The sequence below is a fragment of the Paracoccus chinensis genome, from assembly GCF_900102885.1.
GTDB classification, from domain to species: domain Bacteria; phylum Pseudomonadota; class Alphaproteobacteria; order Rhodobacterales; family Rhodobacteraceae; genus Paracoccus; species Paracoccus chinensis.
Window position 1 is genome coordinate 252,029 of the sequence record NZ_FNGE01000001.1, and the last position, 15,074, is coordinate 267,102.

Here is a 15,074-nt window from a genome sequence, read left to right on the forward strand (position 1 = left end):
TAAGCGCGGATCGGGCGGCGGAAAGCCTCATGCCGCCTGCGCGACGGCCCCGTGGCGGCCAAGGCGGCCGGACAGCGTTGCCGGCACGACCAGCCTGGTCCCCGGCGCGGCCTCGGCGGCAAGGCGGATCAGGTCGCGGCGGGCGAAGGCGATGCAGCCCGCCGTCGGATAGCGCGGACGCCGCCACTGGTGCAGGAAGATGGCCGAGCCCTGCCCCGCCCTCGCCTCGGGCCAGTTCCAGTCGGTGACCACCACCAAGTCGTACAGCGGATCGGCCCGCCGCAGCCGTTCATGGCTGGCGGCGAAGGGCGCCTGCACCCAGTGGTTATAGGCCGGATGGCCGCTTTCGTCGCACCAGAGGTCGCGGGGTCCGATCGCTTCCGCCCAGGGCGCGGGCCGCGCGATGCGGTCAGGCCGATAAAGCAGCCCGACGATCCGGTGGATGCCGGCAGGGGTGGCGCCGTCGCCCTCGCGCTTGGCGGCCAAGACGCCGCCCCGGCCGAGGCTGCAGGGAATCAGGCGACCCGCGAAGCGCAGTCCCGCTGGGGTCAGCACCATGTCCTTGAAGCGCCCGATCACAGCAGGTGCCCCGACTTGTCGCGCTTGACGGTCAGGTAGGCGTCGTTCCAGCGGTTGCGACCAACCTGCAGGGGCACGCGCTCGACCACCTCGATGCCGTGGCTCTCCATCATCGCCACCTTGCGCGGGTTGTTCGTCATCAGCCGCACCGACGAAAAGCCCAACCGCCGCAGCATCGCCGCGCCCAGGCGGAAGTCGCGCTCGTCATCCTCGAAGCCCAGCCGGTGGTTGGCCTGCACCGTGTCAAAGCCTTGGCTTTGCAGGTCATAGGCGCGCATCTTGTTGGCCAGCCCGATGCCCCGGCCTTCCTGGTTGAGATACAGGAGCACGCCCGCGCCCTCCGCCCCCATGGCCGCCAGTGCCGCGTGCAACTGCGGCCCGCAGTCGCACTTGAGGCTGCCCAGCACGTCGCCGGTGAAGCAGGCCGAATGCAGCCGCGCCAGCACGGGGGCGTTGCGGGGCGGGTCGCCGATCTCGACCGCGTAATGCTCGGACCCGCCGTCCTCGGCGCGCAGGATGTGCAGGCGCGTGTGCTCGGCCGCCGCGATGGGCAGGCGCGCTGCGGCGACGGGGGCCAGTGCCGTCTCAGTGGCAAGTTGCGCCAGCACGGGGCCGGCGGGCAGGATCGTCAGGCCCGGGGGCGGCTCTGCCACGGGCACCATCAGCACCGCGGGCAGAAGCTCGGCCGATTTCGCCAGCGCCAGCGCCGCGCGATGGGCGGCCGGGTCGCCTTCGCGCCGGGTGAACAGCGGCCCCTTCATCGGCACCCGCAGGTCGTCCGAGGGATCCGCCACCGCCCGCAGCCAGGCAAGACCGGCATCCCCAGGAACCTCGACGCGGGCGAGATCGCCGTCATAGGCCCGGGCCTTCAGCGTCTCGGCGCGGCGGTCGGTCAGCGCCAGCACGGGCTTGCCAAAGCTGCGCAGCGCCGCCAGCCGGGCGGGCGCCAGCGTTTCCACCGCCGCCGCCAGATGGCCGTCGATCACGACCGGCAGGCCCACCCGTAGGTCGGTGCGGGCGCGGCTGATCGTCTCGGTCAGGGTGGGCAGCAGGGTCATGGGGCCATAAATCCTGAAACATTCCGTAACATAAGGGCGCTCGGCCACAACTGCTTGTGAGAAACATTGCAACCCACTGGACGTGGGCGCCCGCAGGGCCATCTTCGCGCAAACGTCAACCGAAGGAGGCATCCATGGCCGGACTGAAGAAGATCCTGCTTGTCGACGACGAGGAAGACCTGCGCGAGGCCCTGGCCGAGCAACTGGTCGCCACCGAGGATTTCGACGTCTTCGAGGCCGGCAGCGGGGCCGAGGCGGTCGAGAAGACAAAGGGCGCCATCTTCGACCTGGTGGTGCTGGACGTGGGCCTGCCCGACACCGACGGGCGCGAACTGTGCAAGCGGATGCGCAAGCAGGGCGTGAAATGCCCGATCGTCATGCTGACCGGCCATGACACGGACGCCGACACGATCCTGGGCCTCGACTCCGGGGCCAACGACTACATCACCAAGCCCTTCAAGTTCCCGGTCCTGCTGGCCCGCCTGCGTGCGCAGCTTCGCACGCACGAGCAGTCCGAGGACGCGATCTTCCAGCTTGGCCCCTATACCTTCAAGCCCTCGATGAAGATGCTGATCGACGGCAAGGACCGGAAGATCCGCCTGACCGAGAAGGAAACCAACATCCTCAAGTTCCTGTATCGCGCGCAGGACGGGGTGGTGCCGCGCGACGTGCTGCTGCACGAGGTCTGGGGCTACAACGCGGGCGTGACCACCCACACGCTGGAAACCCACATCTACCGCCTGCGCCAGAAGATCGAGCCCGATCCCTCGAACGCGCGGCTGCTGGTGACGGAAAGCGGCGGCTACCGCCTGGTCGCGTAAATTATTTCAAGCGACGCCGGGAACCCGCCGCGCAGCCGCGGGTTGAACAGGACGAAGCCCAGTGGTCGGGGACGCGGCCACATTCCTCCCTCCCTGTCTCACTGGCCCCGGCATTCTTGCCGGGGTTTTTTTCTGGGCACTCAGCCGCGGCCATGCGGCTCGTCCCAGTCGATGACCGGGTTGATCGGGATCAGCCCGTGCGGGTTCAGGTCGGGGTGGCTGCGGTAATAGTGGTGGGTGATGTGGTCCTGCCGCACGGTGGGGGCGATGCCGGGGATCTGGTAAAGCTCGCGCGTCCAGGCCCAGAGGCTCGGATAGTCGCGCAGCCACTGGCGGTTGCACTTGAAATGCGTGTGATAGACCGTGTCGAAGCGCACGGCGCTGGTGAACATCCGCCAGTCGGCCTCGGTCAGCCGCTCGCCGGTCAGATAGCGGTTGCGGGACAGGATGTCGTCCGCCCATTCCATCGTTTCAAAGACGGGACCGACCGCCTCGTCATAGGCCTCCTGCCGGGCGGCGAAGCCCGCGCGATAGACCCCGTTGTTGAAGTTCGGGTAAACGCGGTCGTTCACGGCCTCGATGGCGTCACGCAACTCCTCGGGCCAGTAATGCGTGTCGTTCCCGGTCAGCGCATCGAAGGCACTGTCGAACATGCGGATGATCTCGCTCGACTCGTTCGAGACGATGGTGCCCTGCTGCTTGTCCCACAGGACCGGCACCGTGACCTTGCCCGTCATCTTCGGATCGGCGCGCAGGTAGATCTCGCGCAGGTAGTCCGCGCCGAAGAGCGGATCGCCTGTTGCCCCGTCGAAATCGGTCGCGAAGGTCCAGCCCTCGTCGCCCATGACGGGGTGGACCATCGAAACGTCGATATGCGGCGCCAGCCCCTTCAACTCGCGGAAGATCAGCGTCCGATGCGCCCAGGGGCAGGCGTAGGAGACGTAAAGATGATAGCGCCCGCTTTCCGCCGCGAACCCGCCCTGCCCCGAGGGTCCGGCCGCGCCGTCGGGCGTGATCCAGTTGCGGAAGCCCGCGTTCTGGCGCTTGTAGGCGCCGTCCTTCTTGCTGGCCCCGATGCTGCCCTTGGTCCAGACCCCGTCCACCAGCTGGTTCATCGGCTTCCCCTTTTCCGCGCTGCGGGTTAAGTCGCCCCCATGTTCACCATTGCCACCTGGAACATCAACTCGGTCCGCCTGCGGGCCGGTCTCGTCACCCGTCTCTTGGGCGAGGAAGCCCCGGACATCCTCTGCCTGCAGGAATGCAAGTCGCCGGTCGAGAAGATGCCCTTCGAGCTGTTCCACGAACTCGGCTATCGCTGGATCGTGGCGCGCGGGCAGCGGGGCTACAACGGCGTCGCGATCCTGTCGCGGCTGCCGATCACGGACGCGGGCGACCGCGACCACGCGGGGCTTGGCCACGCCCGCCACGTCGCGGCGCGGCTGGAAAACGGCGTCACCATCCATAACGTCTACGTGCCCGCGGGCGGCGACACCCCCGACCGCGAGGTCAACGTCAAATTTGGCCAGAAGCTCGACTACCTGACCGACATGCGCGACAGCTTCCATGCCGAGAAGCCCGAGCGGTCCATCCTCGTGGGCGATCTCAACATCGCGCCTTTGGAGGACGACGTCTGGTCCCACAAGGCCATGCAGAAGATCGTCAGCCATACGCCCATCGAGATCGACCACCTGTCCGAGGCGCAGGACGCCGGCGCCTGGGTGGACGTGACCCGCAAGGACATCCCCGAGGGCAAGCTTTATTCCTGGTGGAGCTATCGCGCCCGCGACTGGGATGCCGCCGACAAGGGCCGCAGGCTGGACCATATCTGGGCAACGTCCGACATCGCCCCGGCGGGCCACGCCAGCCGCATCCTGCGCCCCGTGCGGGGATGGGAGCAGCCCAGCGACCACGTTCCCGTCTTCGCCTGCTTCGACCTGAGGGTGTAAGCAAGGCCCCTTCCGGTCCCCCGCTGCAGCGCCCATATTGCGGCCAAGCAAGGAAACAGCCGGGGATCAGGACGATGCTGCTGCAAGGCTCGGGCGAGACAGCGCCGAACACCGCCGATTTCATCAAGAACGTGACCGAGGCGGATTTCATGGCCGAGGTCGTGGACGCGTCCATGCAGGTGCCGGTGATCGTCGATTTCTGGGCGCCCTGGTGCGGCCCCTGCAAGACGCTGGGCCCGCAACTGGAAGCCGAGGTCGCCCGCCACAAGGGCCGCGTCCGCATGGCCAAGGTCAACGTGGACGAGAACCAGATGATCGCGGGCCAGTTGCGCGTGCAGTCGATCCCGACCGTCTATGCCTTTTTCCAGGGCCGCCCGGTCGATGCTTTCCAGGGCGCGATCCCGCAAAGCCAGATCAAGGCTTTCGTTGAAAAGCTGGTGGCGCTGGGCGGCGATGACGGCGGCCTCGGCGCGGCGCTTGAAGCCGCCGAGGCGATGCTGGCCGAGGGCGCGGCGCTGGACGCGGCCGAAACCTTCGCCGCGATTCTGGGCGAAGAGCCCGAGAACGCCGAAGGCTGGGGCGGGCTGATCCGTGCGCATCTGGCCGCAGGCGATGTCGCATCCGCCGAGGAAGCGCTGGAGCAGGTGCCCCCTGCCGCCGCCAATGCCGCCCCGGTCGAGGCTGCCCGCGCCCAACTGGCGCTGGCGCGGCAGGCCGAGAAGGCCGGGCCACTGGCAGACCTGGAATCGCGGGTCAGCGCCGATCCCGCCGACCACCAGGCGCGCTTCGACTATGCCACTGCCCTGCACGCGGCCGGCCGGGTCGAGGAGGCGATCGACCAGCTGCTCGAATCCTTCCGCCGCGACCGCGACTGGAACGAGGGCGCGGCCAAGACGCAGCTGCTGACGATCTTCGATTCGCTCAAGCCGACCGATCCGCTGGTGCAGAAGGGGCGCCGGCGGCTGTCGTCGCTGATCTTCGCGTGACTCCGCGGGGCGCCCTGCCGGACACCATTCCGCTGTTCCCCCTGCCGGGCGCGGTGCTGCTGCCGCGCACGCGCCTGCCGCTGCACATCTTCGAGCCGCGCTACCTGCAGATGCTGGAGGATGCGCTGAAATCCGGACACCGGCTGATCGGCATGATCCAGCCCGTCGGTGATGGCCTGGCTGCCGTGGGCACGGCCGGCCGTGTCACGATGTTCTCGGAAATGGACGACGGGCGGCTGATGATCTCGCTTCGGGCGATCTCGCGCTTCCGGCTGGAGGAGGTGATCGAGGGCTTCACCCCCTATCTGCGCGGCCGGGTGGACTGGACACCCTTCCGGGCCGACCGCGCCCCCTCGGTTCCACCCGACCAGGAGTTCGACCGCCCTGCCTTCATCGAGCGGCTGCGCCGCTACATGGCCGAGCGCGAGTTGTCGACCGACTGGAACGCCGCCGAGGAAGCCGACGACGAGCTGCTGGTGAACAGCCTGTCCATGCTGCTGCCGCTGGGCGTCGAGGAAAAGCAGGCGCTGCTGGAGGCCGTGGACCTGCCCGCCCGGCGCGAGATGCTGGACGGACTGCTGGAATACGCCCTGCATGGCGGCGGCGACGACGAGGAGATGCTGCATTGACGACCCAAGCCCCCGCCCCCGCCTTCGACCGGCACATGCTGGAAGCGCTGGTCTGCCCGGTCACGCATGGTGCGCTGGATTATGACGCGGCCCGGCAGGAGCTGATCTCGCGCCGGGCGGGGCTGGCCTTTCCGATCCGCGCGGGCATCCCGATCATGCTGGTCGGCGAGGCGCGCCAGATCAAGGCGGACTGAGCAGCCGTGCCCGATCCGGGCCTGACCCTTCGTGACGAGACGCTCGAGGATGCAGAGGCGATCCGCAGCCTGATCACAGAGGCCTTCCGGAACGCGGCCCATTCCAGCGGGACCGAGGCGCAGATCGTGGACGATCTGCGCGCAGCGGGTGCCCTGACCCTGTCTCTGGTGGCCGAGGATGATGACGGCATCGCAGGCCATCTCGCCGCCTCGCCCGTCCACGTCGGAGAGGCGCCCGGCTGGTCCGGCATTGGTCCGGTCGCGGTCAGGCCCGACCGGCAGTCGCAGGGCATCGGCTCGGCGCTGATGAAGGCGGCGCTGGCGCGCTTGCGGGCCGAGGGGGCGCAAGGCGCGGTGCTGGTCGGAGATCCGGCATATTACGGGCGCTTCGGCTTCGCTGCCGATCCGCGGATCGTGGTTCCCGGCATCCCGGCCGAGTATGTTCTGGCACTGCCCTTCGCCGAGCCTGCCTGTGGCCGGGTTCGCTATCATCCCGCCTTCGGACTCGACGACTGACAGCTGGAACCGCCTTCACGGCCTCGTCCCCCGGGGCGCTGGCCGAAGGTCAGCCGCGAGCCATGATCTTGGCTCGCATCCCGTACGACAGGCCGGCGCGTGACCGAGCTTTCAAGGATGCAGTGTCCCGGTCCGCTCAGTCTCTCGGAGGCTCAGCCAGCATCACGCCGGATCCTCGACTGTCCTGCTCATGGCCGGTCCCCTTTCCGTCGCTGGATCGCGGACCGGCCGCGGCGGGAACTAGAGTCCTGCCGCCTCGTCCGCCCCGATCATCAGGTTGAGGTTCTGCACCGCCGCACCCGAGGCGCCCTTGCCGAGGTTGTCCAGCACGGCGACCAGCATTGCGCAGCCGTTCTCGTCGCTGCCATGGACGGAGAGGTGCATCTCATTGGTGTCGTTCAGCACGGTCGGGACCACGCGGGCGACGGGGTCGATCACCTTGACGAAGCGCGACTCCTCATAGTGGCGGGCCAGCGCGTCGCGTAGGTCGGCCAGCTTGCGGGCCTCAAGCTGCAAGGGGATCTGCACGACCATGCCCTGGGCGAACTGGCCCACGGAGGGCGCGAAGACCGGGCGGCGCGTCAGCTTCGAGTGCTTGATGATCTCTGGCAGGTGCTTGTGGCCCTGGGCCAGCGCATAGACGAAGTGGTCGGGCGCGCCCTCGGCCTCCATCTCGGCGATCAGTTCCTTGCCGCCGCCGGTATAGCCCGAGACGGCGTTGATCGAGGCGATCTCGTCCGGGGCCACCAGCCCCGCCGCGACCAGCGGCGCGGCGAGCGCGATGGCACCGGTGGAATAGCAGCCGGGATTCGAGACGCGGGCGGCACCCGCGATGGCCTCGCGCGCGCCGGGGGCCAGTTCGGGGAAGCCGAAGGCCCAGCCGTCGGCCACCCGATGCGCGGTCGAAGCGTCGATGAAGCGCACGTCCAGCCCCTCGGCCAGAGCCACGGCTTCCTTTGCGGCGGCGTCAGGCAGGCAGAGAATGGCGATGTCGGCTGCGGCCAGCGCCTCGCGCCGGGCGCCCGCGTCCTTGCGGCGGGCGGGGTCCACCTGCACCAGCTCGATATCGGTGCGGGGGGCCAGACGCTCGCGGATCTGCAGCCCCGTGGTCCCGGCCTCGCCGTCGATGAACACCTTGTGCGCCATGTCGCCCCCTTTCGCTTGCCCCGCGATGTGGCCCGTTCGCTCAGGCGGCGCAAGTGGGCGGGCGCAGGACGAAATGGCGGTCCATGGCGTTGTCGAGGCTGAAGCCCGACCCGCGCCCCGGCACCGCGTCGACAGCCAGGTCGGTGTCGGCCCAGGCCTCGGCCTGAAGGCTTCCGGTCCAGAAGGGCGCGGTGCCCACCGTCCCAAGCTGCACATCGTTGGCTCCGATGCGGAAGTCGCCCTGCGCGTAGACCATGGGCGCGGTCCCGTCGCAGCAGCCGCCCGACAGGTGGAACATCACGGGGCCATGCGTGGCCTCGATCTCGGCCAGCAGGTCCAGCGCGGCTTGGGTGGCGGTGATGCGGTTCATGCGGCAAGCCTCTGCTTCAGGAAATCCAGCACCTGCCGTTCCTCGGGGCGCAGGGCCGGTTCCTCCAGTTCGTCCTCGATCTCCTCGCTGATTTCCAGCGCCAGATCGTCGGACAGGTAGCTGTCGATTACCTGCGGGTGGACATAGCACTTGCGGCAGATCGTGGGGGTGTTGCCGAGGCGGGCCGAGACCTGCTCGATCGCCTCGCGGACGTTGCGCTTGGCGGCGGCCGCGCTGTCGGCCTTTTCGTATTCCGCCAGCGCCAGCGCCGCCAGCACCGTGCCGGTCCAGGTGCGGAAGTCCTTGGCGGTGATGTCGGTGCCGGAAATCTCGCGCAGGTAGGCGTTCACGTCGCCCGAGGTGACCGTGCGCCGCTCGCCCTCGTCGTCGAGATACTGGAACAGGTGCTGGCCCGGTAGGTCCTGGCTGGCCTTGACGATCCGCGCCACCCGGCGGTCGCGGATGCCGAGGTTCCATTCCTTGCCGCTTTTCCCCTTGAAGCGGAATCGGACCTGGGCGCCGTCCACCTTGACATGCCGGTCGTTCAGCGTGGTCAGGCCGTGCGACTTGTTCTGCTTGACGTAATCGGCGTTGCCGACCCGGATCATCGTCGTTTCCAGCAGATGCACGACCGTCGCCAGCACCTTCTCGCGCGGCATCCCCCGGCGGCCCATGTCCTCATCCACCCGCGCGCGCAGGGCCGGAAGAGCTGCGGCGAAGTCCAGCATCCGCTCGTACTTGGTGCTGTCGCGGACCTCGCGGAAGCGGGGGTGATAGCGATACTGCTTGCGACCCCGCGCATCGCGGCCCGTGGCCTGGATATGGCCGTCCGGGTCGGCGCAGATCCAGACGTCGGTATAGGCGGGCGGGATCGCCAGCGACCGGATGCGGTCCAGCGTCTCCTGGTCCTTCACCGTCCTGCCCTGGGCATCGCGGTAGCTGAAGCCCTTGCCGGCGCGGCGGCGGGTGATGCCCGGCTCGGTGTCGCTGACATAGACCAGGCCCGCGCTGACGGCGGCCTCCTGCGGATCGACGATATTGCCTGTCGCCATCATCCGCTCCCTGCGGCTGTGGCCCCGAACGCGGCAGAAGCGCGTTTGGTTCGCGCGCAAGGGACCGGAGGGCTCACTCCCACTCCAGCTCGGCATAGGCGGCGGCGGCATTGCGGGCAGTCGTCGCCTCGAAATCGGCCCAGCCGGGCGCGAGCGGCGCCATGGCCTGCCCCACGGCGGGAACAGCCTCGGACAGCCCCAGTCCCGCGTCCAGCGCCTGTCGCACGGCGTCGCGCAGCGCCGCCAGATAGCTGCCCTGCGCGGCGCCGGCCTCCTTGAACGATCCCGCCACGGGTCCGTGCCCCGGGATCACCGGGTCGCCGTCATGGGCTCCGGCCAGCCAGTCGAGCCAGCCCTTCAGCGAGCCGTCCACCACCGGCGTCAGCCCCCGGAACACGAGGTCGCCCGTGAACAGCGCGCCGGTGACGCTGTCACGGACGGTCAGGTCGGTGTCGGTATGGGCAGCGGGCGCGGGTGTCAGGTCCAGGCTGCGGCCGCCGAGGTCCAGCGTCTCGGGACCTTCGATGGTGCGGGTCGGCCCGATCAGGACCGTGCCCGCCCATGCCGCTGCGCCGATCTGGGCAGGGATGCTTTCGGCCCAGGTGTCGCGGCGCAGTTCCAGCGCCTCGGGCAGCCGGGCGTCGGCGATGATCTCGGCGCCGGCCTCTGCGAAAACCTCGGCGCCCGCGAGGTGGTCGGGGTGCATGTGGGTCAGGACCACGGGGCCGATCGGCAGGTCGGTCAGGCGGCGGATGGCAGTGTAAAGCGCCTCGCCCTGTTCGCGCGATCCGCCGGGGTCTATGACGGCCACGCGGTCCTGGCCCAGCACCACGCCGAGATTGGCGATCCAGCCGCGGTTTTCGGGGGAAAGCTGCGCGTCGGCGCCGCGATGGACATGGACGCCGGCTGCGACCTCGGTCAGATCCAGCGCAGGGGCCTCGGACAGCGGGGCGCAGCGCCAGTCCCGGCCCGACAGGTCAGGGTGAGCGGCCAGCCAGGCGGCGGCTGCCTGCGCGGCGCGGGCTTCGCAGGCGGCGGCATCCGGGGACTCCACCATGGGCAGCAGCCGGTCCGCGCAGAGCGAGGGGTCGGCGGCAAGGCAGGCGGTCAGGATCAGGACATGCATGGACGGGCCTCCTGCGCGAAGGATGGCGTCCGACGGCGCGGCGTGCAGCAGGCAGGCCGGCTTCTACGACCTTCGTCGGGGTCGCCGCATCGGCCCCTGCCTTGTCACCATTGCCGCGCATCCGCGCCGATCCCATCGGCGCAAGGGAGATTCGCCATGTCCCCTTTCCTTGCCACCCCCATCCGGCTTGCCGCCCTTGCACTGTCGCTTGCGGCCGGTCCCGCGCTGGCGGCCGACAACCCCCTGCAACCCTCGCCTGCCTGGGAGGACATGCGCTCGGGCGTGATCGGCAGCGATACCGAGCCTCCCATCGACCCAGCTGTCTTCGACCTTGACGCACCGGTGCGGGCGGAAAACCCGGCGCTGGTTCCGATCCGCGTGACCCAGGCCCCCGGTGCCCCGCGCATCACCAAGCTGGCGCTGGTCATCGACCAGAACCCCGCCCCGGTCGCCGGGGAGTTCACCTTCGGCCCCGCCACCGCGCCCTTGGATTTCGAGGTCAGGGTGCGGGTGGACGCCTATTCCGACGTCCGCGCCATCGCCACGCTGGAGGACGGGCGGCAGGTCATGGCGGGGCGCTTCGTCAAGGCCTCGGGCGGCTGCGCGGCGCCTGCCGGCGGCGGCGCCAAGGCGCGCGAGGGGATGGGCGAGATGCGCTTCCGCGCCGAGCCCCAGGGCGACCGCGCGATGGGGACGCTGATGATCCGGCACCCCAATTTCTCGGGCCTCCAGCGAGACCAGGTGACGCTGCTGAACATCCCCGCCGAGTTCGTCCAGACCGTCGAGCTGAAGCAGGGCGACGAGACGCTGATGACCATGGAGGGCGGCATCTCGATTTCCGAGAACCCCGTCTTCCGCCTGGGCTACAAGCCGAACGGCCAGCCGGTCGCGGCCCATGCCGAGGACACCGACGGCCGCGTCTTCGACGCGAGCTTCCCGGCGGCGGGCGGTTGACCGGGTTGCACGCGCCAGGCGCCGCTGTCAGGTTGCCCGCGCATCCGCGACAGGACCCTTCATGATCGACACACGCAAGCTGGGCGGGCTGACCGTCAGCGACATCTGCCTGGGCACCATGACCTTCGGCAAGGACACCCCGAAGGACGAGGCGCTGGCCCAGATGGACCGGGCGATCGGCGCCGGGATCACCTTCTGGGACACGGCCGAGATGTATCCGGTGAACCCCGCCGCCGCCGAGACCTATGGCCGCACCGAGGAGATCATCGGCGAATGGCTCGCCTCGCGCGGGGGACGCGAGCGGCTGCAGATCGCCACCAAGGCCAGCGGCCCGAACGGCGGCCATACCCGCGGCGGCAAGGGGTTCGAGCCCGGCAACATCGCCCAGGCCGTGGACGATTCGCTGCGGCGGCTGGGGACCGACCACATCGAACTTTACCAGCTTCACTGGCCCAAGCGCGGCAGCTACGCCTTCCGCCAGAACTGGACCTTCGACCCCAGCCGCGCCTCCAAGGCCCGGGTGCAGGATCACATGGACGGCATCCTCGAAGCCCTGCGCGGGGTGGTCGCCGCGGGCAAGGTGCGCGAGTTCGGCCTGTCGAATGAAACGGCCTGGGGCACGATGGCTTGGCTTGCGGCGGCAGACCGCACGGGCGGGCCGCGCGTGGTGTCGGTCCAGAACGAATACGGGCCGCTCTGCCGGCTTTACGACACCGACCTGGCCGAGGTGGGTCACAAGGAAAACGTGACGCTGCTGGCCTATTCGCCGCTGGCCGCCGGACTGCTGACCGGGAAATACGCGGGCGGCACGCTCCCGCCGGACAGCCGCGCGGCGACCGGGATGCCGCGGGGCGAGGACGGCCGGCTCGGCGGGCGGATGACCGCGCGCGGCATCGCTGCCGCCGACGCCTGGGGCGACATGGCGCGCGGGCTCGGGCTCGACCCGATCCACGCGGCCATCGCCTTCGTGCGGCAGCGGCCCTTCCCCTCGGTCCCGATCGTCGGGGCCACGCGGATGACGCAGCTCGACCACCTACTGGCCGGGCTGGACGTCCGGCTGGACGCCGAGGCGATGAAGGCGATCGACGCCTTCCACCGCGCCCACCCGCTTCCCTACTGACGCAGCGGCGGGGGTTGCGGCCCCCGCCCTGCCCCGCATCATGACCCGCGTCTGGCCATGAAGGGGGGAACCATGCTGCCGCCGATCCTGTCGAACCTGCGCGTCCCGGTGGTCGCCGCGCCCATGTTCATCGTCTCGGGCCCCGAACTGGTCATCGCGCAGTGCAAGGCCGGGATCGTGGGCTCGTTCCCCGCCCTGAACGCGCGCGAGAGGGACGGCGAGCCGCCGCTGCTGGATGCCTGGCTGACCCGCATCCAGGAGGAACTGGATCGCCACAATCAGGCCAATCCCGACAACCCCGCCGCGCCTTTCGCGGTGAACCAGATCGTCCACCGCTCGAATGCGCGCCTCGAACGCGACATCGAGATCTGCCACCGCCACCGCGTGCCGATCTGGATCACCAGCCTCGGCGCCCGCCCCGAGGTGAACGCCGCCGCCCATGACTGCGGCGGCATCGCGCTGCACGACGTCATCAACGCGACCTTTGCGCGGAAGGCGCTGGAAAAGGGCGCCGACGGGCTGATCGCGGTCGCGGCCGGCGCGGGCGGACATGCGGGGCCGCAAAGCCCCTTTGCGCTGATCCAGGAAATCCGCGCGTTCTTCGACGGCCCGCTGCTGCTCTCGGGCGCCATCGCCACGGGCCGGGCGGTGCTGGCCGCGCAGGCGATGGGGGCGGACCTCGCGTATGTCGGCAGCCCCTTCATCGCGACCGAGGAAGCGAACGCCGTTCCCGACTACAAGCGAATGATCGTGGAAAGCGGTGCCGAGGACATCGTCTACACCCCCGTCTTCACCGGCATCGCCGGCAACTACCTCAAGCCTTCCATCCGTGGTGCGGGCATGGACCCGGACGCGCTGGATGCCAGCCACGGCGAGGGCATGGACTTCGGCAAGTCTGCCGGCAAGGCCAAGGCCTGGAGCCAGATCTGGGGCTCGGGCCAGGGGATCGGCGCAGTGCGCGAGGTCGTGCCCGCCGCCGCGCTGGTGGAGCGGCTGGCGCGCGAATATGCCGAAGCGCGCCAGGCCCTGCTGGAACGGTAAAGGGGGGCCGAAGCCCTCCCCGATCAGTGCGCGTCGGCCTGGGCCGCGGCGCGGGACAGTTCGGTCCGGTCAAGCTGGCGCGCGCCGTTGAAGAACCAGTTCAGCCCCACCGCCGAGACGGCCGCCAGCAGGATGCCCGAATGGGTCAGAACCTTGGTGGAGGCGGGCAGCCACTGGTCGAAGTTGCCCGCGATCATCGGGATCATCCCCATGCCCAGCGACACTGCCACCACGAACAGGTTGTGCCGGTTCGCGGCGAAATCGACCCGCGACAGCACACGGATGCCCGTGGCCGCGACCATGCCGAACATCACCAGCCCCGCGCCGCCCAGCACGACCGTCGGCAGCGCCTCGACCAGCGCGCCCATCTTGGGGATCAGCCCCAGCACGATCATGATGATGCCGCCCGCCACGCAGACATGGCGCGACCGTACGCCCGTCACGCCGACAAGCCCCACGTTCTGGCTGAACGAGGTATAGGGGAAGGTGTTGAATATCCCGCCCAGCAGCGTGCCCACGCCATCCGCCCGCAGGCCCGCCGCCAGCCTCGGCTGGTCGATGCGCTGGTCCACGATGTCGCCCAGCGCAAGGAACATCCCCGTCGATTCGATCATCACCACCAGCATGACCATGGTCATGGTCAGGATCATCACGGGATCGAAGGTCGGCGTGCCGAAGTGGAAGGGCTTGATCGGCGCGAACCAGGCGGCGGCCGCGACCTTCTCGAAATGCATCAGTCCCAGCGCGGCGGCGATGATGCCGCCGACCAGAATGCCGACCAGCACGGCGATATTGGCCACGAAGCCGCGGCCGAAGCGGGCGATCAGCAGGATCGTGGCCAGCACGAGAACGGCGATCAGGATGTTGCCGGGCGCGGCGTAAAGCGGGTTCGGCACGGTCGGCGCGAGCTTCAGCCCCTCGGGCACGCCCCCCGCCGCGACCTGCGCGTCCAGCCAGGCCTGCATCGCCGGATCGACCAGCGTGGGCGCGGTGGGCCCGGCCTGCAGGCCGAAGATCCAGTTGATGCCGATGGGCATCAGGCTGACCCCGATGGTCAGGATCACCGTGCCGGTCACGACCGGCGGGAAGAAGCGCAGCATCCGGCTGACAGCGGGCGCAAGGAAGATCGAGATCACCCCCGCCCCGATCACTGCGCCGAAGAGCGCGCGCGCCCCCTCCTGCCCCGGCATGGACTGGGCGATGGCGACCATCGGTCCGACGGCGGCAAAGGTCACGCCCATCATCACCGGCATCCGGACGCCCAGCCACGCCCCCATGCCCAGCGACTGGATGATCGAGGCGATGCCGCAGACGAAGAGGTCGGCCGAGATCAGGAAGGCCACCTCCTCGGGCGGCAGTTGCAGGGCGCGGCCCACGATCAGCGGCACGGCAATGGCGCCGGCATACATCACCAGCACGTGCTGCAGGCCCAGCGTGAACAGGCGCGGCGCGGGCAGCACCTCGTCCACCGGATGCACGTCTGCGCGTCGATGAGTGAGATCGGTCATGTATCCTCCCCCCCGGGCGACGTTCTCA

17 protein-coding genes are annotated in these 15,074 nt (G+C 69.5%); 9 read left to right on the top strand and 8 right to left on the bottom strand.

Going from position 1 to position 15,074, the window contains the following annotated elements:
• Nucleotides 1-27: 27 nt before the first annotated feature.
• Complete coding sequence (locus BLQ03_RS01160) at nt 28-558, bottom strand: L,D-transpeptidase family protein (protein ID WP_090752114.1); 531 nt, start codon at nt 556-558, stop codon at nt 28-30.
• 17 nt (nt 559-575) lie between these two features.
• Complete coding sequence (ribA, locus tag BLQ03_RS01165; RefSeq protein WP_090751791.1) at nt 576-1,637, bottom strand: GTP cyclohydrolase II; 1,062 nt, start codon at nt 1,635-1,637, stop codon at nt 576-578.
• A 134-nt stretch (nt 1,638-1,771) separates the two neighbouring features.
• Here ribA and BLQ03_RS01170 point away from each other — a divergent pair, with 134 nt between their 5' ends.
• Nucleotides 1,772-2,458 carry a response regulator transcription factor gene (locus tag BLQ03_RS01170; RefSeq protein ID WP_090751793.1) on the top strand — a complete coding sequence of 229 codons (687 nt, stop codon included), beginning with the start codon at nt 1,772-1,774 and terminating at the stop codon, nt 2,456-2,458.
• 140 nt (nt 2,459-2,598) lie between these two features.
• Here BLQ03_RS01170 and BLQ03_RS01175 read toward each other — a convergent pair whose 3' ends face one another.
• Nucleotides 2,599-3,573, bottom strand: a complete 975-nt coding sequence (locus BLQ03_RS01175; protein WP_090751795.1) for a glutathione S-transferase family protein — start codon at nt 3,571-3,573, stop codon at nt 2,599-2,601.
• A 39-nt stretch (nt 3,574-3,612) separates the two neighbouring features.
• On the opposite strand from BLQ03_RS01175, the gene BLQ03_RS01180 reads away from it, so the two are divergent.
• From BLQ03_RS01180 to BLQ03_RS01200, 5 genes are all read left to right on the top strand, one after another.
• A complete protein-coding gene (locus BLQ03_RS01180) occupies nt 3,613-4,404 on the top strand; it encodes an exodeoxyribonuclease III (RefSeq protein WP_090751797.1) in 792 nt (263 codons plus the stop codon).
• A 74-nt stretch (nt 4,405-4,478) separates the two neighbouring features.
• Nucleotides 4,479-5,390, top strand: a complete 912-nt coding sequence (locus tag BLQ03_RS01185; protein ID WP_090751799.1) for a thioredoxin family protein — start codon at nt 4,479-4,481, stop codon at nt 5,388-5,390.
• On the top strand, nt 5,387-6,019 hold the full coding sequence (locus BLQ03_RS01190; RefSeq protein ID WP_090751802.1) for an LON peptidase substrate-binding domain-containing protein: 633 nt from the start codon (nt 5,387-5,389) through the stop codon (nt 6,017-6,019). The genes BLQ03_RS01185 and BLQ03_RS01190 overlap by 4 nt, the downstream gene beginning before the upstream one ends.
• A 35-nt stretch (nt 6,020-6,054) precedes the next feature.
• Nucleotides 6,055-6,213: a Trm112 family protein gene (locus tag BLQ03_RS01195; protein WP_090752115.1), complete on the top strand. Its 159-nt coding sequence runs from the start codon at nt 6,055-6,057 to the stop codon at nt 6,211-6,213.
• 6 nt (nt 6,214-6,219) lie between these two features.
• A complete protein-coding gene (locus BLQ03_RS01200; protein WP_245688625.1) occupies nt 6,220-6,729 on the top strand; it encodes a GNAT family N-acetyltransferase in 510 nt (169 codons plus the stop codon).
• Nucleotides 6,730-6,969: 240 nt separating this feature from the next.
• Here BLQ03_RS01200 and argC read toward each other — a convergent pair whose 3' ends face one another.
• The 4 genes from argC to BLQ03_RS01220 all read right to left on the bottom strand — a co-directional run bounded on the left by argC (nt 6,970) and on the right by BLQ03_RS01220 (nt 10,423).
• Nucleotides 6,970-7,875 (bottom strand): N-acetyl-gamma-glutamyl-phosphate reductase, encoded by a 906-nt coding sequence (gene argC, locus BLQ03_RS01205; RefSeq protein ID WP_090751804.1) that lies wholly within the window; start codon nt 7,873-7,875, stop codon nt 6,970-6,972.
• Between the two features lie 40 nt (nt 7,876-7,915).
• Nucleotides 7,916-8,245 (bottom strand): DUF779 domain-containing protein, encoded by a 330-nt coding sequence (locus tag BLQ03_RS01210; protein WP_090751807.1) that lies wholly within the window; start codon nt 8,243-8,245, stop codon nt 7,916-7,918.
• Nucleotides 8,242-9,300, bottom strand: a complete 1,059-nt coding sequence (locus tag BLQ03_RS01215) for a DNA topoisomerase IB (RefSeq protein WP_090751808.1) — start codon at nt 9,298-9,300, stop codon at nt 8,242-8,244. Before BLQ03_RS01215 ends, BLQ03_RS01210 begins: the two co-directional genes overlap by 4 nt.
• 70 nt (nt 9,301-9,370) lie before the next feature.
• Nucleotides 9,371-10,423, bottom strand: a complete 1,053-nt coding sequence (locus BLQ03_RS01220; RefSeq protein ID WP_090751811.1) for a quinoprotein relay system zinc metallohydrolase 2 — start codon at nt 10,421-10,423, stop codon at nt 9,371-9,373.
• A gap of 156 nt (nt 10,424-10,579) precedes the next feature.
• Here BLQ03_RS01220 and BLQ03_RS01225 point away from each other — a divergent pair, with 156 nt between their 5' ends.
• From BLQ03_RS01225 to BLQ03_RS01235, 3 genes are all read left to right on the top strand, one after another.
• Nucleotides 10,580-11,377 (top strand): quinoprotein dehydrogenase-associated SoxYZ-like carrier, encoded by a 798-nt coding sequence (locus tag BLQ03_RS01225; protein WP_245688626.1) that lies wholly within the window; start codon nt 10,580-10,582, stop codon nt 11,375-11,377.
• A 61-nt stretch (nt 11,378-11,438) separates the two neighbouring features.
• Nucleotides 11,439-12,497 carry an aldo/keto reductase gene (locus BLQ03_RS01230; RefSeq protein ID WP_090751813.1) on the top strand — a complete coding sequence of 353 codons (1,059 nt, stop codon included), beginning with the start codon at nt 11,439-11,441 and terminating at the stop codon, nt 12,495-12,497.
• 72 nt (nt 12,498-12,569) lie between these two features.
• Nucleotides 12,570-13,538, top strand: a complete 969-nt coding sequence (locus BLQ03_RS01235; protein WP_090751815.1) for an NAD(P)H-dependent flavin oxidoreductase — start codon at nt 12,570-12,572, stop codon at nt 13,536-13,538.
• Nucleotides 13,539-13,561: 23 nt separating this feature from the next.
• Here the strand turns inward: BLQ03_RS01235 and BLQ03_RS01240 are convergent, their stop codons facing one another.
• On the bottom strand, nt 13,562-15,046 hold the full coding sequence (locus BLQ03_RS01240) for a nucleobase:cation symporter-2 family protein (RefSeq protein ID WP_090751817.1): 1,485 nt from the start codon (nt 15,044-15,046) through the stop codon (nt 13,562-13,564).
• Nucleotides 15,047-15,074 lie beyond the last annotated feature (28 nt).